This window comes from Allobosea sp. P4_H5, from assembly GCF_056400825.1.
This window is the reverse complement of the sequence record NZ_JBFUKM010000016.1, coordinates 13,944-32,926: the sequence shown is the minus strand read 5'-3', so window position 1 is coordinate 32,926 and position 18,983 is coordinate 13,944. Positions and strand designations below refer to the sequence as shown.

Annotated in this window: 16 protein-coding genes; 10 read left to right on the top strand and 6 right to left on the bottom strand. The window is 68.1% G+C overall.

What is annotated here, in order from left to right; translation table 11 throughout:
* Window positions 1–15 precede the first annotated feature (15 nt).
* From lpdA to AC1DS0_RS26750, 3 genes are all read left to right on the top strand, one after another.
* Complete coding sequence (gene lpdA / locus AC1DS0_RS26760; protein ID WP_476817262.1) at window positions 16–1,413, top strand: dihydrolipoyl dehydrogenase; 1,398 nt, start codon at window positions 16–18, stop codon at window positions 1,411–1,413.
* Window positions 1,414–1,540: 127 nt separating this feature from the next.
* On the top strand, window positions 1,541–3,034 hold the full coding sequence (locus tag AC1DS0_RS26755; protein ID WP_476817261.1) for an amidase: 1,494 nt from the start codon (window positions 1,541–1,543) through the stop codon (window positions 3,032–3,034).
* A gap of 190 nt (window positions 3,035–3,224) precedes the next feature.
* A complete protein-coding gene (locus AC1DS0_RS26750) occupies window positions 3,225–4,811 on the top strand; it encodes an ABC transporter substrate-binding protein (protein ID WP_476817260.1) in 1,587 nt (528 codons plus the stop codon).
* Between the two features lie 157 nt (window positions 4,812–4,968).
* Here the strand turns inward: AC1DS0_RS26750 and AC1DS0_RS26745 are convergent, their stop codons facing one another.
* The 6 genes from AC1DS0_RS26745 to AC1DS0_RS26720 form a co-directional block, all read right to left on the bottom strand.
* Window positions 4,969–6,567, bottom strand: a complete 1,599-nt coding sequence (locus AC1DS0_RS26745) for a gamma-glutamyltransferase (protein ID WP_476817259.1) — start codon at window positions 6,565–6,567, stop codon at window positions 4,969–4,971.
* 182 nt (window positions 6,568–6,749) lie between these two features.
* Window positions 6,750–7,295, bottom strand: a complete 546-nt coding sequence (locus tag AC1DS0_RS26740; protein WP_476817258.1) for a carboxymuconolactone decarboxylase family protein — start codon at window positions 7,293–7,295, stop codon at window positions 6,750–6,752.
* Window positions 7,296–7,400: 105 nt separating this feature from the next.
* Complete coding sequence (locus AC1DS0_RS26735; protein ID WP_476817257.1) at window positions 7,401–8,120, bottom strand: hypothetical protein; 720 nt, start codon at window positions 8,118–8,120, stop codon at window positions 7,401–7,403.
* A gap of 15 nt (window positions 8,121–8,135) precedes the next feature.
* Window positions 8,136–8,810, bottom strand: coding sequence for a MarR family winged helix-turn-helix transcriptional regulator (locus AC1DS0_RS26730; RefSeq protein WP_476817256.1), 675 nt, complete (start codon window positions 8,808–8,810; stop codon window positions 8,136–8,138).
* Window positions 8,811–8,885: 75 nt separating this feature from the next.
* Complete coding sequence (locus AC1DS0_RS26725) at window positions 8,886–9,722, bottom strand: endonuclease/exonuclease/phosphatase family protein (protein WP_476817255.1); 837 nt, start codon at window positions 9,720–9,722, stop codon at window positions 8,886–8,888.
* Between the two features lie 194 nt (window positions 9,723–9,916).
* On the bottom strand, window positions 9,917–11,176 hold the full coding sequence (locus AC1DS0_RS26720) for an ROK family transcriptional regulator (RefSeq protein WP_476817254.1): 1,260 nt from the start codon (window positions 11,174–11,176) through the stop codon (window positions 9,917–9,919).
* Between the two features lie 167 nt (window positions 11,177–11,343).
* Here AC1DS0_RS26720 and AC1DS0_RS26715 point away from each other — a divergent pair, with 167 nt between their 5' ends.
* The 7 genes from AC1DS0_RS26715 to AC1DS0_RS26685 all read left to right on the top strand — a co-directional run bounded on the left by AC1DS0_RS26715 (window position 11,344) and on the right by AC1DS0_RS26685 (window position 18,970).
* Window positions 11,344–12,603: an extracellular solute-binding protein gene (locus AC1DS0_RS26715; protein WP_476817253.1), complete on the top strand. Its 1,260-nt coding sequence runs from the start codon at window positions 11,344–11,346 to the stop codon at window positions 12,601–12,603.
* Between the two features lie 55 nt (window positions 12,604–12,658).
* Window positions 12,659–13,585, top strand: a complete 927-nt coding sequence (locus tag AC1DS0_RS26710; protein ID WP_476817252.1) for a carbohydrate ABC transporter permease — start codon at window positions 12,659–12,661, stop codon at window positions 13,583–13,585.
* Entirely contained in the window at window positions 13,585–14,421 is an 837-nt protein-coding gene (locus tag AC1DS0_RS26705; protein ID WP_326872657.1) for a carbohydrate ABC transporter permease, read from the top strand. The genes AC1DS0_RS26710 and AC1DS0_RS26705 overlap by 1 nt, the downstream gene beginning before the upstream one ends.
* A gap of 5 nt (window positions 14,422–14,426) precedes the next feature.
* The gene (locus tag AC1DS0_RS26700; protein ID WP_476817251.1) at window positions 14,427–15,944 is read left to right on the top strand and encodes a lyase family protein; all 1,518 of its coding nucleotides are present in this window, start codon (window positions 14,427–14,429) and stop codon (window positions 15,942–15,944) included.
* Window positions 15,944–16,999, top strand: a complete 1,056-nt coding sequence (locus tag AC1DS0_RS26695) for an ABC transporter ATP-binding protein (protein ID WP_476817250.1) — start codon at window positions 15,944–15,946, stop codon at window positions 16,997–16,999. The genes AC1DS0_RS26700 and AC1DS0_RS26695 overlap by 1 nt, the downstream gene beginning before the upstream one ends.
* Before the next feature lie 83 nt (window positions 17,000–17,082).
* On the top strand, window positions 17,083–17,955 hold the full coding sequence (locus tag AC1DS0_RS26690; RefSeq protein WP_476817368.1) for a carbohydrate kinase family protein: 873 nt from the start codon (window positions 17,083–17,085) through the stop codon (window positions 17,953–17,955).
* Window positions 17,948–18,970, top strand: coding sequence for an SIS domain-containing protein (locus AC1DS0_RS26685; RefSeq protein WP_476817249.1), 1,023 nt, complete (start codon window positions 17,948–17,950; stop codon window positions 18,968–18,970). Before AC1DS0_RS26690 ends, AC1DS0_RS26685 begins: the two co-directional genes overlap by 8 nt.
* Window positions 18,971–18,983: the final 13 nt, after the last annotated feature.

Here is an 18,983-nt window from a genome sequence, read left to right as displayed (position 1 = left end):
CGGCGGGAGCAAGCCATGACCGACATCACCTGCAAGCTCCTCGTCATCGGCGCCGGCCCCGGCGGCTATGTCTGCGCCATCCGCGCCGGGCAGCTCGGCATCGACACCGTCATCGTCGAGAGCGGCAAGCTCGGCGGCAGCTGCCTCAATGTCGGCTGCATCCCCTCCAAGGCGATGATCCATGTCGCCGAGGAATTCGAGAAGGCCGCCCATGCCGCCGCCGGCAAGACGCCGTTCGGCCTCACCGCCGCCGAGCCGAAGCTCGACCTGAAGCAGGCCATCGCCTGGAAGGACGGCATCGTCCAGCGCCTCAACAACGGCGTCGCCGGCCTCTTGCGCAAGGCCAAAGTCAAGATCGTCCACGGCCAGGCCCGCTTCCGCGACGGCAAGACCGTCGCGGTCGAGACCGAGACCGGGCCGAAGACCATCAAGGCCGAGACGATCGTGATCGCGACGGGCTCTCATCCCGTCGAGCTGCCCTTCCTGCCCTTCGGCGGCAACGTCATCTCCTCGACCGGCGCGCTCGCGCTGACCGAACTGCCGAAGCGCCTCGTCGTGGTCGGCGGTGGCTATATCGGGCTCGAGCTCGGCACCGCTTTCGCCAAGCTCGGCGCCAAGGTCACCGTGGTCGAGGCACAGGACAAGATCCTGCCGCTCTACGATGCCGAACTGACCGCACCGGTCGCCAAGAGCCTCTCGGCCCTCGGCGCCGAGGTCCTGCTCGGAGCCAAGGCGCTCGGCCCGACCGCCAAGGGAGACGGCCTGCGCATCGAGACGGCCGACGGCAAGGAGCGCGAGCTGCCGGCCGACAAGATCCTGGTCACGGTCGGCCGCGCTCCCGCGACGGCCAAGCTTGGCCTCGACGAGCTCGTGCTCGACATGGACGGCCGCTTCATCCGGATCGGCGAGCGCTGCGAGACCTCGATGCGGGGCATCTACGCCATCGGCGACGTCACCGGCGAGCCTATGCTGGCCCATCGCGCCATGGCGCAGGGCGAGATGGTCGCCGAGATCGTCGCCGGCGAGCCGCGCATCTGGGACAAGGCCTGCATCCCGGCGATCTGCTTCACCGATCCCGAGATCGTCTCGGCCGGCCTGTCGCCGGCGGAGGCGAAGGCGGCCGGCTTCGAGACCAAGATCGGCCAGTTCCCGTTCCAGGCCAATGGCCGCGCCATGACCCGCCATGGCGAGGCCGGCTTCGTCCGTATCGTCGCCCGGGCCGACAACCATCTCGTGCTGGGCATCCAGGCGGTCGGACAAGGCGTCTCGGAGCTCTCCGCCGCCTTCGGCCTCGCCATCGAGATGGGCGCAAGGCTCGAAGACGTCGCCGGCACGATCCACGCCCATCCGACCTTGGGCGAGGCGTTCCAGGAATCGGCGCTGAAGGCGCTCGGCCACGCCTTGCACATCTGAGCCTTGCACATCTGAGGCGAACGCAGGCCGGGGTTCAACCCGGCGAGGGTTGACGTAGCGGCTGATGCCGCTTCGACTGGCAGGACGGGTCAGGACGGACCCGCCCTGACTGCCGGAGCTTTCTGCCGTGACCGAACCCTGCGATCTCGATGCCGTCACCGCCCGCCGCCTGATCGGCGAGAAGAAGCTCTCGGCGACCGAGCTGCTCGAAAGCTGCCTCGCCCGGATCGACGCCGTCGACCCGGCCGTCAACGCCATGGTGGCGCGCGACGACGAGCGGGCGCGAGCGACCGCGAAGGCCGCCGATGCCGCCACCATGCGCGGCGACGCTTTGCCGGCGCTGCACGGCCTGCCGATCGGCATCAAGGATCTCGAGGACGTCGCGGGCCTGCGCACCACCTATGGCAGCCCGCTCTTCGCCGATCATGTCCCGACGCAGGACCAGGGCATCGTCGCCTCCGTGCGCAAGGCCGGCGCGGTCATCGTCGGCAAGACCAACACGCCCGAATGGGGCGCCGGCGCCAACACCCGCAATGCCGTCTACGGCGTCACCGGCAACCCGTTCGATCCCTCGCGCTCGGCCGCCGGCTCCTCCGGCGGCTCGGGCGTCGTGCTCGCAACCAACATGGTGCCGATCGCGACCGGCTCGGACACGGGTGGCTCGCTGCGCAACCCGGCCGCCTTCAACGGCATCGTCGGCTTCCGGCCGACGCCAGGGCTGGTGCCCAGCGACAAGCGCCCGCTAGGCTGGAACCCGCTCTCGGTGCTCGGCCCGATGGCGCGCACCGTGCCCGATCTCTGCCTGCTGCTCTCGACCATGGTCAGCGACGACGCCGTCGACCCGCTGGCGACGACGATCCATGGCAAGCAGGTCAGGCGGCCCGAGGATTTCACCCGGCCGGACCATTGCGATCTCGCCTCGCTGAAGGTCGCAATCACCCCGGATTTCGGCTTCACGCCGACCGAGAAGCACATCCGCGAGGTCTTCGCCGACAAGATCGGCCGCTTCAGCAAGGTCTTCGGCCGGGCTGACGAGACTACGCCGAACTGCGCGGGCACCGATGAGAGCTTCGAGGTGCTGCGCGCCGTCTCCTTCCTCGCCAGCCATCACGACCGCTCGATCAAGACGCCCGACAAGGTCGGCCCCAATGTCCGCGCCAATGTCGAGGAAGGCCTGCGCTACAGCGCGCTCGACGTCACCCGAGCCCTGAAGCAGCAGACCGTGCTCTACCATGAATGGCAGCGCTTCTTCGAAAACTACGACGTCATCCTCTCGCCAGCGATGACGCTGTCGCCGCGGCCCTGGTCCGAGCTCTACCCGGCTGAGATCGACGGCAAGCCGACGCGGACTTACTTTCACTGGCTGGCGAATGCCTATGCGGTGACGATCGTCGGCCATCCCGCGATCTCGCTCCCGGTCGGGCTCGACCGCAACGGCATGCCCTTCGGCCTGCAGATCGTCGGCCCGCGCGGCGGCGACGCCAAGGTGCTTGCGGTTGCAGCGGCGCTCGAGTCACTCTTGGCCGGTGATCCGCTGACCGCGCGCCCCGTGCCCGACATCGCCAGGCTGAAGGCCGCGCCGAAGCTCGCGGACAGCCCGAATTTTCTTGGCTTCGACTAGGCTGTCATTCCGGGGCGACCCGAAGGGTCGAGCCCGGAACCCAGAACCGATGCCCGTTCAGGATGGACATACCGCTTCCGGAGGTTTCACGATCGACATCTCGGTTCCGGATTCCGGGCTCAGGCCTACGGCCTGCCCCGGAATGACGGAGAATTTCCGCACCAACCAATCATAAAAGGGGAGAGACCATATGAAGCGTCGTCAGTTCCTGCAGGGCACGGCAGCCGCCGCCCTGTTCGCTCCAGCGCTCGCCCGGGAGGCCTGGGCTCAGGCACCGAGCGCAGCCGTGCTCAAGATGGCGCCGCAAGCCAACCTCACCTCGCTCGATCCGATCTGGACGACGGCGACCGTGACCAACAATCACGGCTACTACGTCTACGACACCCTCTATGGCGGCGATCTCGACCTGAAGCCGCAGCCGCAAATGGCTGAGGGCCACGAGATCTCCGCCGACGGCAAGGTCTGGAAGATCAAGCTGCGCGAGGGCCTTGCCTTCCATGACGGCCAGCCGGTCCGCTCGGCCGACTGCATCGAGAGCCTGAAGCGCTGGTGCCAGCGCGACCCCTACGGCCAGTTGCTGGCTAAGGCGGTTGAGGCCTGGGGTGCGCCGGACGAGCGCACCATCGAGATCAAGTTGACCCGGCCCTTCCCGATGATGCTCGACTGCATGGCCAAGGCCGACAACCCGCCCTTCATCATGCCGGAGCGCCTGGCCAAGACCGAGGCGACCAAGCAGGTCACCGAGATGACCGGCTCGGGCCCCTATAAATTCGTCGCCAGCGAATATGTCTCGGGCAGCCGCGTCGTCTACGAGAAGAACGAGGCCTACAAGCCGCGCAGCGAGCCGCCGAGCCGCAATGCCGGCGGCAAGGTCGCGCATTTCAAGCGGATCGAATGGCCGATCCTGCCCGACCCGGCGACCGCAGCCGCCGCGCTGACCAAGGGCGAGATCGACTGGTGGGAGCGCCCGCTCGCCGACCTCCAGCCCTTGCTGGCCAAGAGCCCGGATGTCGTCCGCGAGGTCATCGACAAGAACGGCCGCGGCTCGATCATGCGGCTGAACCATCTCCAGCCGCCCTTCAACAATCCGAAGGTCCGCGCCGCGGTCCGCCTGGGCGTCAACCAGGAAGACTATATGCGGGCGTCGCAGGGCGACGACACCACGGCCTGGCAGGTCTGCCGGAACCTTTGGTGGCGCGGCACGCCCTATTACACCGGCGAGCTCGAGGACCTGATGCCGCAGAGCCTCGACAAAGCCAAGGCAGCGCTGAAGGAGTCCGGCTACAACGGCGAAAAGGTCGTCATCATCAACCCGACCGACTTCCCCGATATCGGCCCGCTCGGCGACGTCACCTACGAGCTGCTGAAGTCGATGGGCATGAATGTCGAGATGGCCGCCAGCGACTGGGGCACCGTGATCCAGCGCCGCAACAGCCGCGAGCCGGTCGAGAAGGGTGGCTGGAGCATCTTCCACACCACCGGCGCGGCCGTCGGCTGGGGCAACCCGGCGCTGTCAAATATCGTCCGCGGCCCGGGCGAGAAGGGCTGGTTCGGCTGGTGGACCAACGCCAAGGCCGAGGAGATGGCCGAGGAATGGCTCTACGCGCCGGACGAGGCCAAGCAGAAGCAGGTGGCGGTCGCGCTCGGGCGGCTGGCTCTGGAGGAATGCGCCACCATCCCGCTCGGCCAGTTCGTCATCAAGACGGCCTATCGCAAGGGCCTGACCGGCATGCTGCCGGGCTCGGCGCCGTATCCATGGGGGCTGAAGCGGGGGTAGCGCCCGCCGTCATTCTCGGGCGGCGCCCTCGGGTCCGGCCTTTGGCCGGCCCAAGGATAAACTCCGCGCCGACCCGAGAAACTCATAACGAGGAGGCTCCAGTCAGAGCCTCCTTCAGCCTGAGAGGCTCGGGTCAGGCCCGAGCATGACGCCTACCTCAATTCGCTGCCACCGCCGCCGACCAAGGCGAAGCGGCGTCGCTGATACCTTCCTGCCCGTCCTGCGCCGTCCGCACCATGTTCGGGCAGGCAAAGTTGAGCGGCAGCACGCCGTGCTCGACCACCGTCAGCGGTCCGGCAGCCGCCAGCGCATCGAGCGTGCCATCAGGCAGGCGCGCATCGGCGCTGGTCCCGTCGGGACCTGAGACGTCGATGCGCGGCTGGTGCGCGGCGTCCTCCAGGCTCATGCCACTGTCGAGGGTGAAGGCCAGCATCTGGTAGACGCTGGCGAGGATGCGCCGCCCGCCCGAGGCGCCGGCGCCATGGCGCGGAAAGCCGCCATCGGCGGGGGTCACCACCACCGGGCACATATTGCACAAGGGGCGAGCGCCCGGCGCGATGGCATTGGCGCTGCCCGGGCGCGGGTCGAACCACATCATGCCGTTGTTCATCAGCACGCCGGTCTCGGGCAGGACGAGGCGACTGCCCATCGAGGAGAGCAAGGTCGTGGTCAGTGCGACGATGGTGCCCTCGCCGTCGACCACCGTGAGATGCGTGGTGCAGGTCTCGCCTGGCTCCTTCGCAGCTTGCGCCGCGCCGAGCCCTTCGAGCCGGCTGGCATAGGCTTCGCGCATCACCTGCGAGAGCCTGGCGAACCAGGCCGAGTCCGGCCCGCCCTCCGGCGGCGGACTTGCCGCCATGCCCTCGACCACCGCCTGCAGGGTTGGCGCCGCCGTCAGCCCGCCGGCGGTATGGATGCGATGCGTGCCGCGCCAGTCGATCACCGGCGCCTCGCGTACGGTCGCGCGGCAACCGGCGAGATCCTGCGCATCGACCACACCGCCGACCGCGGCGATGTCGGCCGCCAGCCTCTTCGCCAGCTCGCCGCGATAGAAATCGTCGAGCCCGGCTTCGGCGAGGTGCTCCAGCGTCGCACCAAGATTGCCGAGCGTCCGGAAGCCCGGCACGCCCTGATAGGGCGGCACCGGCGGCAAGCCGCCGGGCAGATAGATGCGCGCGCTCTCCTCGTAGAGCCTGAGCACCGCGGCCGAGGAGGCGATCTTCAGCGTCGTGTACCAGTCCTGCGCCAGGCCGCGCTTGGCCAGGGCGATCGCAGGCTGAAGCAGCTCGGAAACGGGCATGCTCGTCCCGAACGTCTCCTTCAGCCTGGCGTAGCCGGCGACGGAAGACGGGATGCAGAAGGACAGCGGTCCATGGATGTTGCGATCGCCTTCGACCTCCGGCCAGGCGAACAGGTCGAACTTCATCGCGCCGGTCAGCGGGTAGTCGGCCGGATCGGCGCGGCGCGGCGCGACAGGGCCGAAATCGACGACCTGGGCTTTGCTTTCGCCGGCCTTGAGCACAACGCCGAAGCCGATGCCACCGAGCCCGCTGTTCCAGGGCTCGACCGCCGCCAGCGCGAAGGCGGTGGCGACTGCGGCATCAGCGGCATTGCCGCCGGCTTCCAGGATCGCCGCCCCGGCGGCGGCGGCCTCGTGGTTCTGCGAGACGACGACGCCCTTGCGTCCGCGCGCCGAAGGCTTGGTCAGGCTCCAGTTCTGGGTGCGATAGGCCTTCGCGCGGCTCGGCTCGGTCATCATTGGGCAGGATCCGGTCTCGATAGGGACGCCCATCGTGGCATGCCGCTATCCGGGCGTCACTTGAGGATGCCTCAAGCCTGCCCCGCGACCGGCGCTGGCCTTGCGCCCGAAAGCCGGCCCGGCAGCCACGGCGGATGCCGCACCGCCGGACCGGCCAAGTCGGCGTCACCAAGTCGGCGTCAGGCGGCCGACCGCAGCTTCACGCCCGGGAAGTCCACAGGCACGTCGAAGGCGACGTTGACGTAGTTGGTGAACAGGTTGAGCGCGACATGGGCCATGATCTCGACGATCTCGCCATCGTCGAAGCCGGCCGCCCGTAGCGCGGCGACATCGCCCTCGCCGATCGCGGCGCGGTTCTCGACGACCTTCAGCACGAAGGCGAGCGCCGCCGCGGTGCGTGGATCGCTGGAGAGACCAGCCTGCGCCTCGCTCATCTCGGCAGCGCTGGCACCGGCCTTGCGGCCGAGCGCAGTATGGGCGGCGAGGCAGTAGTTGCAGGCGTTGCGGTCGGCGATCGCAACCGCAATCTGCTCGCCGAGCTTGGCGCCGAGGCGGCCGCCGCCCAGCGCGCCGAAAGAGCCCCACATGCTCGCCAGCGCAGCCGGCGAATTGGCGACGGCGCGGAACATGTTCGGCGTCACGCCGAAGGCGTTCTTGATCTCGGCGAGGAGCGGAGCGGCCTCGGCCGACGCGGCGGCTGGATCGGTCAGGTTGATCCATGTCATGATGATGGTCCTTCTCTATCGTCTGGAGGGGGAAACCGGGCGGTGCGCCGATGGCAGTCGACGCGCCGCCCATCCGGTCGGATCGCCGGCGGATATCTGCCGGCGTCACTTCGCCGGCGCGACCTTGCCGGGCAGGCTGAGATTGCCCGAGGCGACCTTGAAGACATTGGCGACGCAGAGCAGCGGCGCATGCAGGTTGGCGTTGACGCGCAGGCCTGCGGTGACGCCGTCGAAGGAGGCGCCCTTCAGCGCCCCGAGCTTGTCGAGCGGCACATGGACCTCGACCACGCTGCCGGAAAGCGCGGTCTTGTAGGCCGGGCTGTCGATCAGGAGCGGCACGCCGGGCCAGGTCTCGGGCACACGTGGCTTTGCCCCATCGGGAATATCGCGCACCTTCAGCCCGCCACCGCAGGCCTTGTCCTCGGCCAGCACGACCCAGTGCGGGTGCCAGACGTCGCGATTCCTGGCACCCTTGGCGCCGTCGTCGAAATCGGGGTGGAAGGTCACGGCGAGCGCGACGATGCCCTGGCCCTTGTCGAAGCCGACCTCGGCGCTGTCGAGCGAGGTCGGCCAGACATAGGCATAGACCTCGGAGCCGGCGAACTTGCCGGTCGCGGCGGGCTTGGCGGCGCCGGCATCGCCACGCAGGCGGCTGCGGAAGATTGCATGGCCGTGATCGGTGGTGATCCTCGTCTCGACGATGTCGGACGAGGCCTGCACGGCCTGATTGCCGGCGCTCTTGATCTCATATGCCCCGGCGGCGCCGGCCAGGCACAGCGCGGCCGTTGCGGCGAGGCCGATGCCCCGCAGCCCAAAACTCTTCATGGTGTTTGATCCTTCCTAGCGGTTCGTCTGGAGGGGTGCGGAAGCCCTTGTGAAAGCCCGCCAGGTGGCAGCCTGGGCGGACGGCTCCGCGGTTTCATGCTCGCCGCAATCGAGCCGGAGATGCCGGGTCCCGAAAGCGGCGTTCGCGAAGGCGCAATGATGCGGCATGTCAGTGCCGGGATGGGCATTCGGCTGGAAATGGCGACAGGTCACGCATGTCCGTTGCTCCGGCAGGGCGCCTGCAATCTGCAGCGAGCGGATCAGCTTGACGACGAGCAGGAGCAGATCGGCCTGCTCGGCGGCGGACAGGCCAGCCAACGCAGTATCGGTCGCCATGATGGAAAGCCCGATCGCCTTGACCGCATCGCGTCCTGCCTCGGTGACCCGTACCGCGACGGCGCGCGCATCGCTGGCATCCGGCCCCTTGGTGATCAGCCGCTTGCGCTCCAACGCCGCGATCGAATCCGTCGCGGTCGGTTGCGTCACGCCGAGATGCTCGGCGATCGCCTTGACCCGCATTCCCGCTTCACCGCGACCGGCCAGGAATGAGAGGACATGGGCCTGGGTCGGGTTGAGCCCGGCCGCATTGGCCGCCGACCACTGATCAGCCTTCAGCACGCTCGCCAGCCGCTCCAGCCCATCCCGGAGACGGCGCGGCAGGGGTTCGGAGCTGGCATCGAAGAACGACATGTCTATTGAATAGGACTCCTATTTAAAATCGTCAAGCCGATTAGTAGCCCGCCCGCTCTCAGCCGACAGATTGCTCTAATGCGCCTGGCGATCCTCGCCCGGCAGATGCACAACCGCCTTGATCGGCAGGTGATCGGAGGCCAACCGCGACAATTCGGTGTCGTGCAGCTGGACCTGCGTGATCGTCTCGGCGGGATAGGCGACGATGCGGTCGAGCGCCCAGATCGGGAAGCGCGCCGGGAAGCTCGGGATCGCCGCCTGCAGCGGCCCGAACTTCGGCGCCAGCCCGTGCAGGCTCGACTTCTTGCCGATCCGCCATTCGTTGAGGTCGCCCATCAGGAAGATCGGGCGCCCATCCGTCGGCTTGGAGGCGTTGATCAGCGTCTCGACCTGGCGCGAGCGCGAATGGCGCAGCAGCCCGAGATGCGCCGCGACCACCCGGATCGGCGAGCCGCAGACCGTGAGATCGGCGATCAGCGCTCCGCGCGGCTCGACACCGGGCAGGACGAGCTGGCGCGTCGCGGTCACAGCCCCATCGCGGAAGAGCACGACATTGCCGTGCCAGCCATGGCCCTGCCAGGCGCTCTGTACCGGCACCGGCTTCAGGCCGGTGCGACGCTCGAGGCGGGCAAGGTCGAGCAGCCCGGAGCGCTCGCCGAAGCGCTGGTCAGCCTCCTGCAGCGCCACGACATCGGCGTCGATCTGGCGGATCACCTCGATGATCCGGTCAGGATCGAAGCGGCGATCGCGGCCCACGGCCTTGTGGATGTTGTAGGAGGCGATCCTGAGCTCCGCGGCCGGCGGCGTGCTGGCGAGCGCCGGCTGGCCAGCAGCCTCGCGCGTCCAGCTCGACATCTGCGGCGGCCGCAGCACCCTGATCCGACGCAAGCCGCGCCCTTCGAATTCCAGCATCCGGCCGGCATCTCCAATCGCTCGCCCAGGCTCGCTAGCAAGAGCCTTGCCAAGATCAATCCCCGAAAGGCGCGACGGTTCGATCGGTCCCGGGCAAACGACTCGCCTGACTGAGCGTTAGCGGAAAAGCCAGGCTGGCGCAGCATGTCGATCAACCAGTCTCGACCTGTTGATCGCGACCGAGATGGCAGGCGCTACGATACGGACAAAACGTCTGCGGTGATGAATTGCGCCGGCTCGCCTGCCGCCGGATTGCGCACCAGGCGCGGCGCGGTCGCATCGAGCAGCGGCAGAGCCGCCGCCCCGAGCGCAGCGGTCAACTGACCGGTGGTGCCGCGCTGGATACGCGGGATGGCGCGGTCGCCACGCCGGGCGACGGTGAGCGGCAGCGGTTCGGCCGCCGCGATCAGCGCGTCGATGACGCTGTCCGGCAGCGCACCGCCGAGGATGATCGTCTCCGGGTCGAACAGGTTTTCCAGCATGGCGAGCACCGGCGCGAGCAGCGGTCCGGCCTGGGCGATCCAGCCGATCAGGGCCGGGTGCCCCTCGGCATGAAGCCGCGCAATGCTGGCCGGGTCGACCTGAACGATACCGGCCTGGCGCAGGATCTCCTGCAAGGCCGAAGGCGAGACATAGCGCTCAAGGCAGCCTTCGCGGCCGCAGACGCAGGGCAGGCCCTGCGGTACCGCCGGAACATGTCCGAGCTCGCCGGCATTGCCCTGGGCGCCTCGATAAGGCTCACCCCCGAGCATCAGTCCGAGACCGAGACCGAGGCCGAAATAGACCAGGCAGAAATGCCGGAGATTGCGACCGACGCCATAGAGATGCTCGCCGACCGCCGCGGCCGTCGCATCGTTCTCGACCGTCACGGAGGTCGCGAGCGCAGCGCTCATCAACGCCGTCACGTCGCGCCCAGTCCAGCCCGGCAGCGCCGTCGAGCCGACTGTGATCGTCCCCTCGAAATCGAACGGCCCGGGCATGACGACGCCGCAGCCGAGCAGGCGCTCCGGCAGGCCCCTCGTCGCTCGCGCCCGCTCAAGCTCCGCGGCCGCCAGAGCCTGCACAGCCTCGACCGAAAGGTCCGGCAGGGGCACGACCCGCTGCGCCCTGACCTCACCGGCGAGGTCGACAAGGACCGTGGTGATATGGTCGGCGGCGATCTCCATGCCGGCGGTCACACCGCCATCGGCGTTGAGGGCGAACTCGACCGGCGGCTGGCCGCGTGCCGTGCGCCGGCGCCCGAGCTCGATCAGGAAGCCCTCTTCCAGCAGCTCGGCGACGATGTTCGAGACCGCCTGTGCCGTCAGCCGGGTCAGATTGGCGATGTCGGAGCGGCCGAGCCGGCCATGCTGGCGCAACGTCTCCAGCACGACCCGCCGGTTATGGCGACGCGCCCGCTCGGGGTTGGTGCCGAGGGCGGCGCTGTGCGCGGCCGGAGGCTTGCGATGCGGCATGGTAGGCGGCCTCTCCTGTTCGCACAGGCTGCGCCGGCCATTAAACCAATTCAAGTGAATTAATATGTTGACAGCGGATGAGCGCCGGGAAAGCATGCCCGCTGAACGTCCGGCAGCCGGGAGCGAGCATGCGGGCGGGCGTCGCAACCAGACGGGGAGGAAGATCCATGCGCGGCTTTCGCGGACTAGTCCTGGGCATTGCCATGTCGATCGGCGCCATTGCCGGCGCGCGCGCCCAGGCGGTCGAGATCGAGTATTGGCAATATGTGTTCGACGCCCGCATCAAGGCGATGAACGAGCTGATCAAGCGCTTCGAGGTCGCCAATCCCGGCATCAAGGTCAAGCACACGACCTTCCCCTATGCCGACTACCAGACCAAGATCGCCGCCGCCGTACCGGCCGGCCAGGGGCCGGACGTGGTCCAGCTCTATTATGGCTGGCTCGACAATTTCGTCTCGGCCAAGTTCATCCAGCCGCTGCCGCGCGACGCCTTCCCGCATGATGTGATCGAGAAGGAATTCTACCCGATCGTCCAGACGATGAAGCGCGACGGCGAGTATTACGGCCTGCCGACCGCGGTGCGCACCCTGGCACTGTTCTACAACAAGAAGCTGTTCCAGGAGGCCGGGCTCGACCCGAACAAGCCGCCGCAGACGCTCGACGAATATCTCGAAGCCGCCAAGAAGACGGTCAAGCGCGACGCCGCCGGCAACATGCTCTCGGCTGGCGCCGTGATCGACATGCCCGGCCAGGACCTGCACTGGTGGCGCGAGGTGCTGCTGCGCCAGATGGGCGGCAAGCCCTATTCCGACGACAACAAGACCGTCGCCTATGACAGCGAGGCCGGCGCCAAGGCGCTTAACTGGTATGCCGACCTGCAGCGCGTTCACAAGGTCGGTCAAGCCGGCTTCATGGATGAGGGCCAGGCCGCCTTCCGCGCCGGGCGCGCCGCGATGACGGTCGACGGCTCCTTCCGCCTCGGCGCCTTCGGCGGCATCAAGAATTTCGAATGGGGCGTCGCCGAGCTGCCGGCGAGCGCCGACGGCAAGCGCTCGAACTTCGCCAGCTACTGGGTCAACGCCATCACCGCCAAGCCGACCGGCGCCAAGCTCGATGCGGCCAAGAAGTTCATGGCCTTCACCACCTCGCCGGAAGCGATGCAGGTCTGGCTCGACATGGTCGGCGAGCTCCCCGCCCGCAAGGCTGCGGCCGAAACCGAGAAGAACCTCGCCCACCCGGTCTACGGCCCCTTCCTCAAGGCGCTGAACTACTCGCAGGCCACCATCTTCGTCGACGAATTGGCGCAGCGCCAGGTCGGCCTCGACATGGCCAACCGGGTGTTCATCCAGAACCAGGACGCCAAGGCCTCGCTCGCCGAGGCGGCCAAGGCCGAGCAGGCGATCCTCGACCGCTTCTACAAGAAGTGATCGCGCAAGACGCGATCGCGACAGCCTGAAGCATCCCAGCACGGCAGGACGCGCCATGACCGCCGACACCGACGTTGCCCGCTCCGGCGGGCGCCTCTGGCAGGGCCTCACCTTGCAGCAGAAGCAGGTGGTCTGGGCCTGGGGTTTCCTTGCCGTGCCGATCCTGTTCTACGGGCTGATCCGCTTCTACCCGACGGTCGAGGGTTTCATCATCTCGACCACGAACTGGAACCTGATGAATTCGCCGTCCTTCGTCGGACTGGCGAACTTCAAGCGGTTGATGGCCGATCCGGTGTTCTGGCAGGTGTTCCGCAACACCTTCCTCTACCTGATCATCGGCACGCCGCTCAGCCTCGTGCTCGCCTTCACCATCGCCTACCATCTCGACCGCGTCCGCTTCATGCACGGCTTCATCCGGGCGCTGTATTTCCTGCCCTTCCTGACCACGGCGACGGCGATGGCCTGGGTCTGGCGCTGGTTCTACCAGCCGGTGCCGATCGGCCTGATCAATGACCTGCTCTCCTCAGTCGGCCTGTCGCAGCAGCCCTTCCTGCGTTCGACCACGCAGGCACTGCCGGCGGTGCTGGCGCCGGCGATCTGGGCCGGCCTCGGCTTCCAGGTCGTGATCTTCCTCGCCGGCCTGCGCGCCATTCCGACGACCTATTACGAGGCGGCACGCATCGACGGCGTTTCCAACTTCGCCATCCTCAGAAAGATCACGCTGCCCCTGCTCAAGCCGACGATCATCTTCCTGGTCGTCTTCTCCTCGATCGGGTTCCTGCGCATCTTCGACCAGGTCTACAACATGACCAGCGGCGATCCCGGCGGCCCGCTCAACGCGACCAAGCCGCTGGTGCTGATGATCTATCAGACCGCGTTCTCCTCCTTCGACATGGGCTATGCGGCGGCGCAGACCGTCGTGCTCTTCCTTGTCCTGCTCAGCATCTCGCTGGTGCAGCTGCGCCTGCTGAGGGACCGTTGATGACCGGCGCCACCCTCTCCCCCCGCTTCGCGCCCGGCCGCGTCATCGCCTGGCTGCTGCTGCTCGCCGGCGGCCTGCTGATGCTGACGCCGCTGCTCTTCATGTTCTCGACCTCGCTGAAGGACTCCGCCGACATCTACGATCTCCGGCTGATCCCGGCGGCACCGACGCTCGACAACTACCGGACTGTGCTCTCGGACGGGCGCTTCCTGCGCTGGTTCTGGAACTCGCTGGCGATCGCGACGATCGTCACCCTGTCGAACGTCTTCTTCGACAGCCTGGTCGGCTACACGCTCGCCAAATTCCAGTTCCGCGGCCGCTATCTCGTCTTCCTGGCGATCCTCTCGACCCTGATGATCCCGACCGAGATGCTGGTCATCCCCTGGTACGTCATGGCCAAGAACTTCGGCTGGCTCGACAGCTATTGGGGCATCATGTTCCCGGGGATGATGACCGCCTTCGGCACCTTCCTGATGAAGCAGTTCTTCGAGACGGTGCCGACCGACTTCCTGGAAGCTGCGCGCGTCGATGGCCTCAACGAGTTCACGATCTTCTGGCGCATCGCCCTGCCACTGGTGACGCCGGCGCTGTCGGCGCTGGCGATCTTCACCTTCCTGAGCAACTGGACCGCCTTCATCTGGCCGCTGATCGTCACCACCAGCAAGGAGCTCTACACGCTCCCGGTCGGGCTCGCCTCCTTCGCGGTGGAATCGCAGATCCAGTGGGAGCTGATCATGACCGGCGCCGCGCTCGCGACGCTTCCGACGCTCGCCATCTTCCTGCTGCTGCAGCGCTACATCGTCCGCGGCGTCGTGCTCGCCGGGCTCAAGGGATGAACAGGATGACCGCCCACACCGATCCGCGCGTCAGCGACAAATCCGTCTTTCCCGATCCGGTCTACAAGGAAACGGTGCTGCGTCCACTCTTCGACGCAGTGAAGACACATCACGTGGCGGGCTTCCGCGCCGTCGACCGCGCCCATCTCGTCATGCTGGCCGAGACCGGCATCCTCTCCCGCGAGACCGCGTCGAGCATCGCCCGCGCCCTGATCGAGATCGAATGCGAGATCGACCCGGCGACGCTGACCTATACCGGCGAGGTCGAGGACTATTTCTTCCTGGTCGAGGCCGAACTGCGCAAGCGCCTGAAGCCCGACGATAATGGCCGCCTGCACACCGGCCGCTCGCGCAACGACATCGAGCACACCCTGTTCAAGCTCGCGCTGAAGCCCAGGCTCGACAAGCTTGCCGCCCAGTTGCGTGCGCTGATCGCGGCGGCGCTGACGCTGGCCGAGCGCGAGAAGGAAACCCTGATCGTCGCCTATACCCATGGGCAGCCGGCCCAGCCTTCGACGCTCGGCCATTACTTCTCCGCCGCGATCGAAGTGATGCTGCGTGACCATCAGCGCCTGGTGCAGGCGCGCGAGCTGCTCGATCTCTGCCCGCTCGGGGCCGCCGCGATCACCACCTCCGGCTTCCCGCTCGACCGGCACCGCACCGCCCATCTCCTCGGCTTCAAGGCACCGCTGCAGAACTCCTATGGCTGCATCGCCGCGGTCGATTACGTCACCGGCGTCTTCGGCGCGGTGGAACTCGTCTTCCTGCATCTCGGCCGGCTGATCCAGGACTTGCAGTTCTGGACCGCCTTCGAGGTCGGCCAGGTCTATGTCCCCAACGCCTTCGTGCAGATCTCCTCGATCATGCCGCAGAAGCGCAATCCCGTCCCGATCGAGCATCTACGCCATCTCGCCTCGCAGAGCGTGAGCCGTGCGCGCATGGTCCGCGACATCGTCCACAACACGCCGTTCACCGACATGAACGACTCGGAGGGCGAGACCCAGGAAGCCGGCTACCAGACCTTCGAAAGCGGCGGACGCGTGCTCGACCTGCTCGCGGCGCTGCTTCCGGCGCTCTCGGTCGACAGCCGCCGCGTCGCCGAGACCATCCGGCGCTCCTGCATCACCATCACCGAGCTCGCCGACACGCTGGTGCGCCAGGAAGGGCTCTCCTTCCGTGCGGCGCATGAGGTCGCCTCGGCGGTCGCCCGCGCCGTCGTCGCGAAAGATGGCGACCTGCCGCGTGACGGCTACGAGCCTTTCAGTGAAGCCTTCCGGCACGCCGCAGGCCGCGAGCCGCAGCTCAGCCGCGAGGACTTCGCCACCGCCGTCTCGCCGGAGAACTTCGTCGTCTTGCGCGAGCGCTTCGGCGGGCCGGGGCCGAAGGTGCTGGGCGAGGCCCTCGCCGGCTATCGCAACGAACTCGCCGCAGCCGAGGACGCAGCAGCCGCGATCGCCCAGCGCGAGGACACGGCACGCCGCGAGCTCGACGCCGCCTTCACCGCCCTCGCAGGAGCCGCCTGATGGCCGGGATCGCGATCGACAAGCTGGTCAAGCGCTATGGCACGACGCAGGTCGTTCATGGCATCGATCTCGACATCCAGGACGGCGAGTTCGTCGTCTTCGTCGGCCCCTCCGGCTGCGGCAAGTCGACGACCCTGCGCATGATCGCCGGCCTCGAGGAGATCAACGACGGCACGATTTCGATCGGCGGGCGCGTCGTGAACCGGCTCGAGCCGAAAGAGCGGAACATCGCCATGGTGTTCCAGAACTATGCGATCTACCCGCATATGAGCGTCGCCGAGAACATCGCCTTCGGCCTCTACACCTCGAAGCTCGACAAGGCCGCCAAGCGCAAGCGGGTCGAGGAGGTCGGCGAGGTGCTCGGCCTGACCAAGCTGCTGGAACGCCGCCCCTCCGCCCTCTCCGGCGGCCAGCGCCAGCGCGTCGCCATCGGCCGCGCAATGGTGCGCAACCCCGCCGTCTTCCTGTTCGACGAGCCGCTCTCCAATCTCGACGCGCAATTGCGGGCCCAGATGCGGCTGGAGATCAAGCGCCTGCACCAGCGGCTCGGCACCACCATCGTCTTCGTCACCCATGACCAGGTCGAGGCGATGACGCTCGCCGACCGGATCGTGGTGATGCGCGACGGCCATATCCTCCAGGTCGGCGCACCGATGGAACTCTACGAGAAGCCGGCCGATGTCTTCACTGCCCGCTTCATCGGCTCGCCAACGATGAACATCATGCCGGCCAAGGCTGGTCACGGCACGCTGCAGCTCGGCGAGAAACCGCTGGCATGGCCCGCCGCGCTCCCGGCCGATGTGCTCGTTGGCGTCCGGCCACAGGAGCTGCGCGTACTGGGCGAGGGCGAAGCCGCCGACCTCACCCTCACCGGAACAGTGGCCGTGGTCGAGCCGCTGGGGCCCGAGACCTTCGTTCATGTCGAGGCCGCGGGCGGGCTGCTGCTCGCCTCCGCCCCAGCCAAGAACCCGCCGGCCGTCGGCAGCGCCGTCAGGCTCGGCGCCTCGGCCTCAGGCTTGCGTCTGTTCGACGCCAAGAGCGAGCGCGCCCTGTGACCTCCAGGTGCTCCCGACCGGACGGGCTCGTGCTCAGCACCGGACGGCTCTATTGCGACCTCGTCTTCCGCGGGCTCAGCGCGATGCCGCGCCTCGGCGAGGAACGTTTCGCCGACGATGTCGCGATCGTTCCCGGCGGCGGCGGCTTCATCACAGCAGCCCATCTCGTCGGGCTCGGGCGGCCCGCTGCCCTGTTGGCGCGCCTCGGAGAAGACCCGCTTTCGCAATCGCTCCTGCCGGCGCTCGGCCGCAGCGGCGTCGAGCTCGCCTTCCTGGAGCGCGCCGCCGATGCCGGCCCGCAGCTCACCGTCGCGATGGTGCAGGACGGCGAGCGCGCCTTTCTCTCCCGCCGCGCCGGACCGGCCCGCCCGGCAACGCTCCCCACCGCGCTCGGCGATGTCCGTGCGGCCCATCTCCACATCGCTGAGTTCGCGACCTTGGCCGAGATTCCACATCTGGTGACCGATGCCCGGCATCACGGCCTCACCGTCTCGCTCGACCCGAGCTGGGACGATGCGCTGATCCGCTCGCCCGAGCTCGTCGCGCTCTGCAACGGCGTCGACCTCTTCCTGCCAAACGCCTCCGAAGCGCGTGCGATCGCCGATTGCGACGATCTCGACACGGCCGGCCGGCGACTCGCCCAGCACTTCGCGCTGGTCGTGATCAAGGATGGCGGCGACGGCGCCCGCCTCTACGAAGGGCGGGAGAGCCTCGCGCTCCCCGCCGCGCCCTGCCAGGGCGTGCTCGACACCACCGGCGCGGGCGATGCCTTCAACGCCGGCTTCCTTGCGGCCTGGCTCGGTGGAAGCTCCCCCGAACGCGCCCTCGCCGAAGGCATCGCCTGTGGTACGCTCTCGGTCCAGAGCGTCGGCGGCGCCGGCCATGAGCTCGATCCGCGCCAGGTCGCCCGTATCGCCGACCAACTGCTTGAAGAGCCCCTGCGCCACCATGGTTGAAGCCCTGCTCACTCGCGAGGCGGCCGAAGCCGCCGCCGTCGCACGCCGCCAGCATGCGGAGAATGGCGCAGTCATCGCCGATCTCGTCGCGCGCCTGCGCATCAAGCGCCCGGCCTTCGTCGCGACCTGCGCGCGCGGTTCCTCCGATCATGCCGCGACCTATGGCAAATACCTGATCGAGCGCACGCTCGGCCTGCCCGTCGCCTCGCTCGGCCCCAGCCTCGCCTCGGTCTATGGCGGCGAGCTCGACCTCTCCCGCGCCGTGTTCATCGCCGCCTCGCAATCCGGCCGCAGCCCCGATGCGTTGCTGCTGACCGAGGCAGCGAAGCGGGCCGGAGCGCTCGTCGTCGGCTTCGTCAACGACGAGGCCTCGCCGCTCGCCGGCATGGTCGATGTGCTCGTGCCGCTGCGGGCCGGCGCCGAGCGCAGCGTCGCCGCGACGAAGAGCTTCCTCGCGACTTGCCTCGCTTTCCTGCATCTGACGGCGGAGTGGGCACAGGACGAAGCCCTGAACACTGCCCTCGCGCAGGCTCCCGAGGCGCTCGACACCGCCGGGCGCTGCGACTGGACGCCGGCCCTGCTCTCCTGGCGCGAGGCCAGCAGCCTCTATGTGATCGGCCGGGGGCTGTCCTTCGGCATCGCCCAGGAGATCGCGCTCAAGTTCAAGGAAACCTGCCGTATCCATGCCGAGGCCTTCAGCGCTGCCGAGGTGCTGCATGGGCCACTCGCATTGGTCGGCCCCGGTTTCCCCGCACTCGCGCTCGACCCGGGCGACGAGGGCAGCGAAAGCGTCAGAGCTGCAGCAGCAGCGTTCACCAGGCTCGGCGCCGATCTGCGCTTTGCCGGCAGTCCCGCCACAGGCGAAGCCCTGCCGCTGCCGCCTGATCTGCCGGCCGCCTTGCTGCCGCTGGCACAGGTCCGTGCCTTCTATGGCGCACTCGCTGCGCTCGCGCAGAGCCGCGGCCTCGATCCCGACCGCCCGCCCCACCTCTCCAAGGTGACGCGGACGGTCTGATCCACCTCACGTC

Excerpts from the sequence above, each read along its gene's own strand:
- AC1DS0_RS26720 (WP_476817254.1), bottom strand. The coding sequence starts at position 11,176 with ATGCCGCATCGCAAGCCTCCGGCCGCGCACAGCGCCGCCCTCGGCACC.
- AC1DS0_RS26690 (WP_476817368.1), top strand. The coding sequence starts at position 17,083 with ATGCCGCGCCTCGGCGAGGAACGTTTCGCCGACGATGTCGCGATCGTT.
- AC1DS0_RS26735 (WP_476817257.1), bottom strand. The coding sequence starts at position 8,120 with ATGAAGAGTTTTGGGCTGCGGGGCATCGGCCTCGCCGCAACGGCCGCG.
- AC1DS0_RS26730 (WP_476817256.1), bottom strand. The coding sequence starts at position 8,810 with ATGTCGTTCTTCGATGCCAGCTCCGAACCCCTGCCGCGCCGTCTCCGG.
- AC1DS0_RS26750 (WP_476817260.1), top strand. The coding sequence starts at position 3,225 with ATGAAGCGTCGTCAGTTCCTGCAGGGCACGGCAGCCGCCGCCCTGTTC.
- AC1DS0_RS26710 (WP_476817252.1), top strand. The coding sequence starts at position 12,659 with ATGACCGCCGACACCGACGTTGCCCGCTCCGGCGGGCGCCTCTGGCAG.
- AC1DS0_RS26745 (WP_476817259.1), bottom strand. The coding sequence starts at position 6,567 with ATGACCGAGCCGAGCCGCGCGAAGGCCTATCGCACCCAGAACTGGAGC.
- lpdA (WP_476817262.1), top strand. The coding sequence starts at position 16 with ATGACCGACATCACCTGCAAGCTCCTCGTCATCGGCGCCGGCCCCGGC.
- AC1DS0_RS26695 (WP_476817250.1), top strand. The coding sequence starts at position 15,944 with ATGGCCGGGATCGCGATCGACAAGCTGGTCAAGCGCTATGGCACGACG.
- AC1DS0_RS26725 (WP_476817255.1), bottom strand. The coding sequence starts at position 9,722 with ATGCTGGAATTCGAAGGGCGCGGCTTGCGTCGGATCAGGGTGCTGCGG.
- AC1DS0_RS26705 (WP_326872657.1), top strand. The coding sequence starts at position 13,585 with ATGACCGGCGCCACCCTCTCCCCCCGCTTCGCGCCCGGCCGCGTCATC.
- AC1DS0_RS26700 (WP_476817251.1), top strand. The coding sequence starts at position 14,427 with ATGACCGCCCACACCGATCCGCGCGTCAGCGACAAATCCGTCTTTCCC.
- AC1DS0_RS26715 (WP_476817253.1), top strand. The coding sequence starts at position 11,344 with ATGCGCGGCTTTCGCGGACTAGTCCTGGGCATTGCCATGTCGATCGGC.
- AC1DS0_RS26685 (WP_476817249.1), top strand. The coding sequence starts at position 17,948 with ATGGTTGAAGCCCTGCTCACTCGCGAGGCGGCCGAAGCCGCCGCCGTC.
- AC1DS0_RS26740 (WP_476817258.1), bottom strand. The coding sequence starts at position 7,295 with ATGACATGGATCAACCTGACCGATCCAGCCGCCGCGTCGGCCGAGGCC.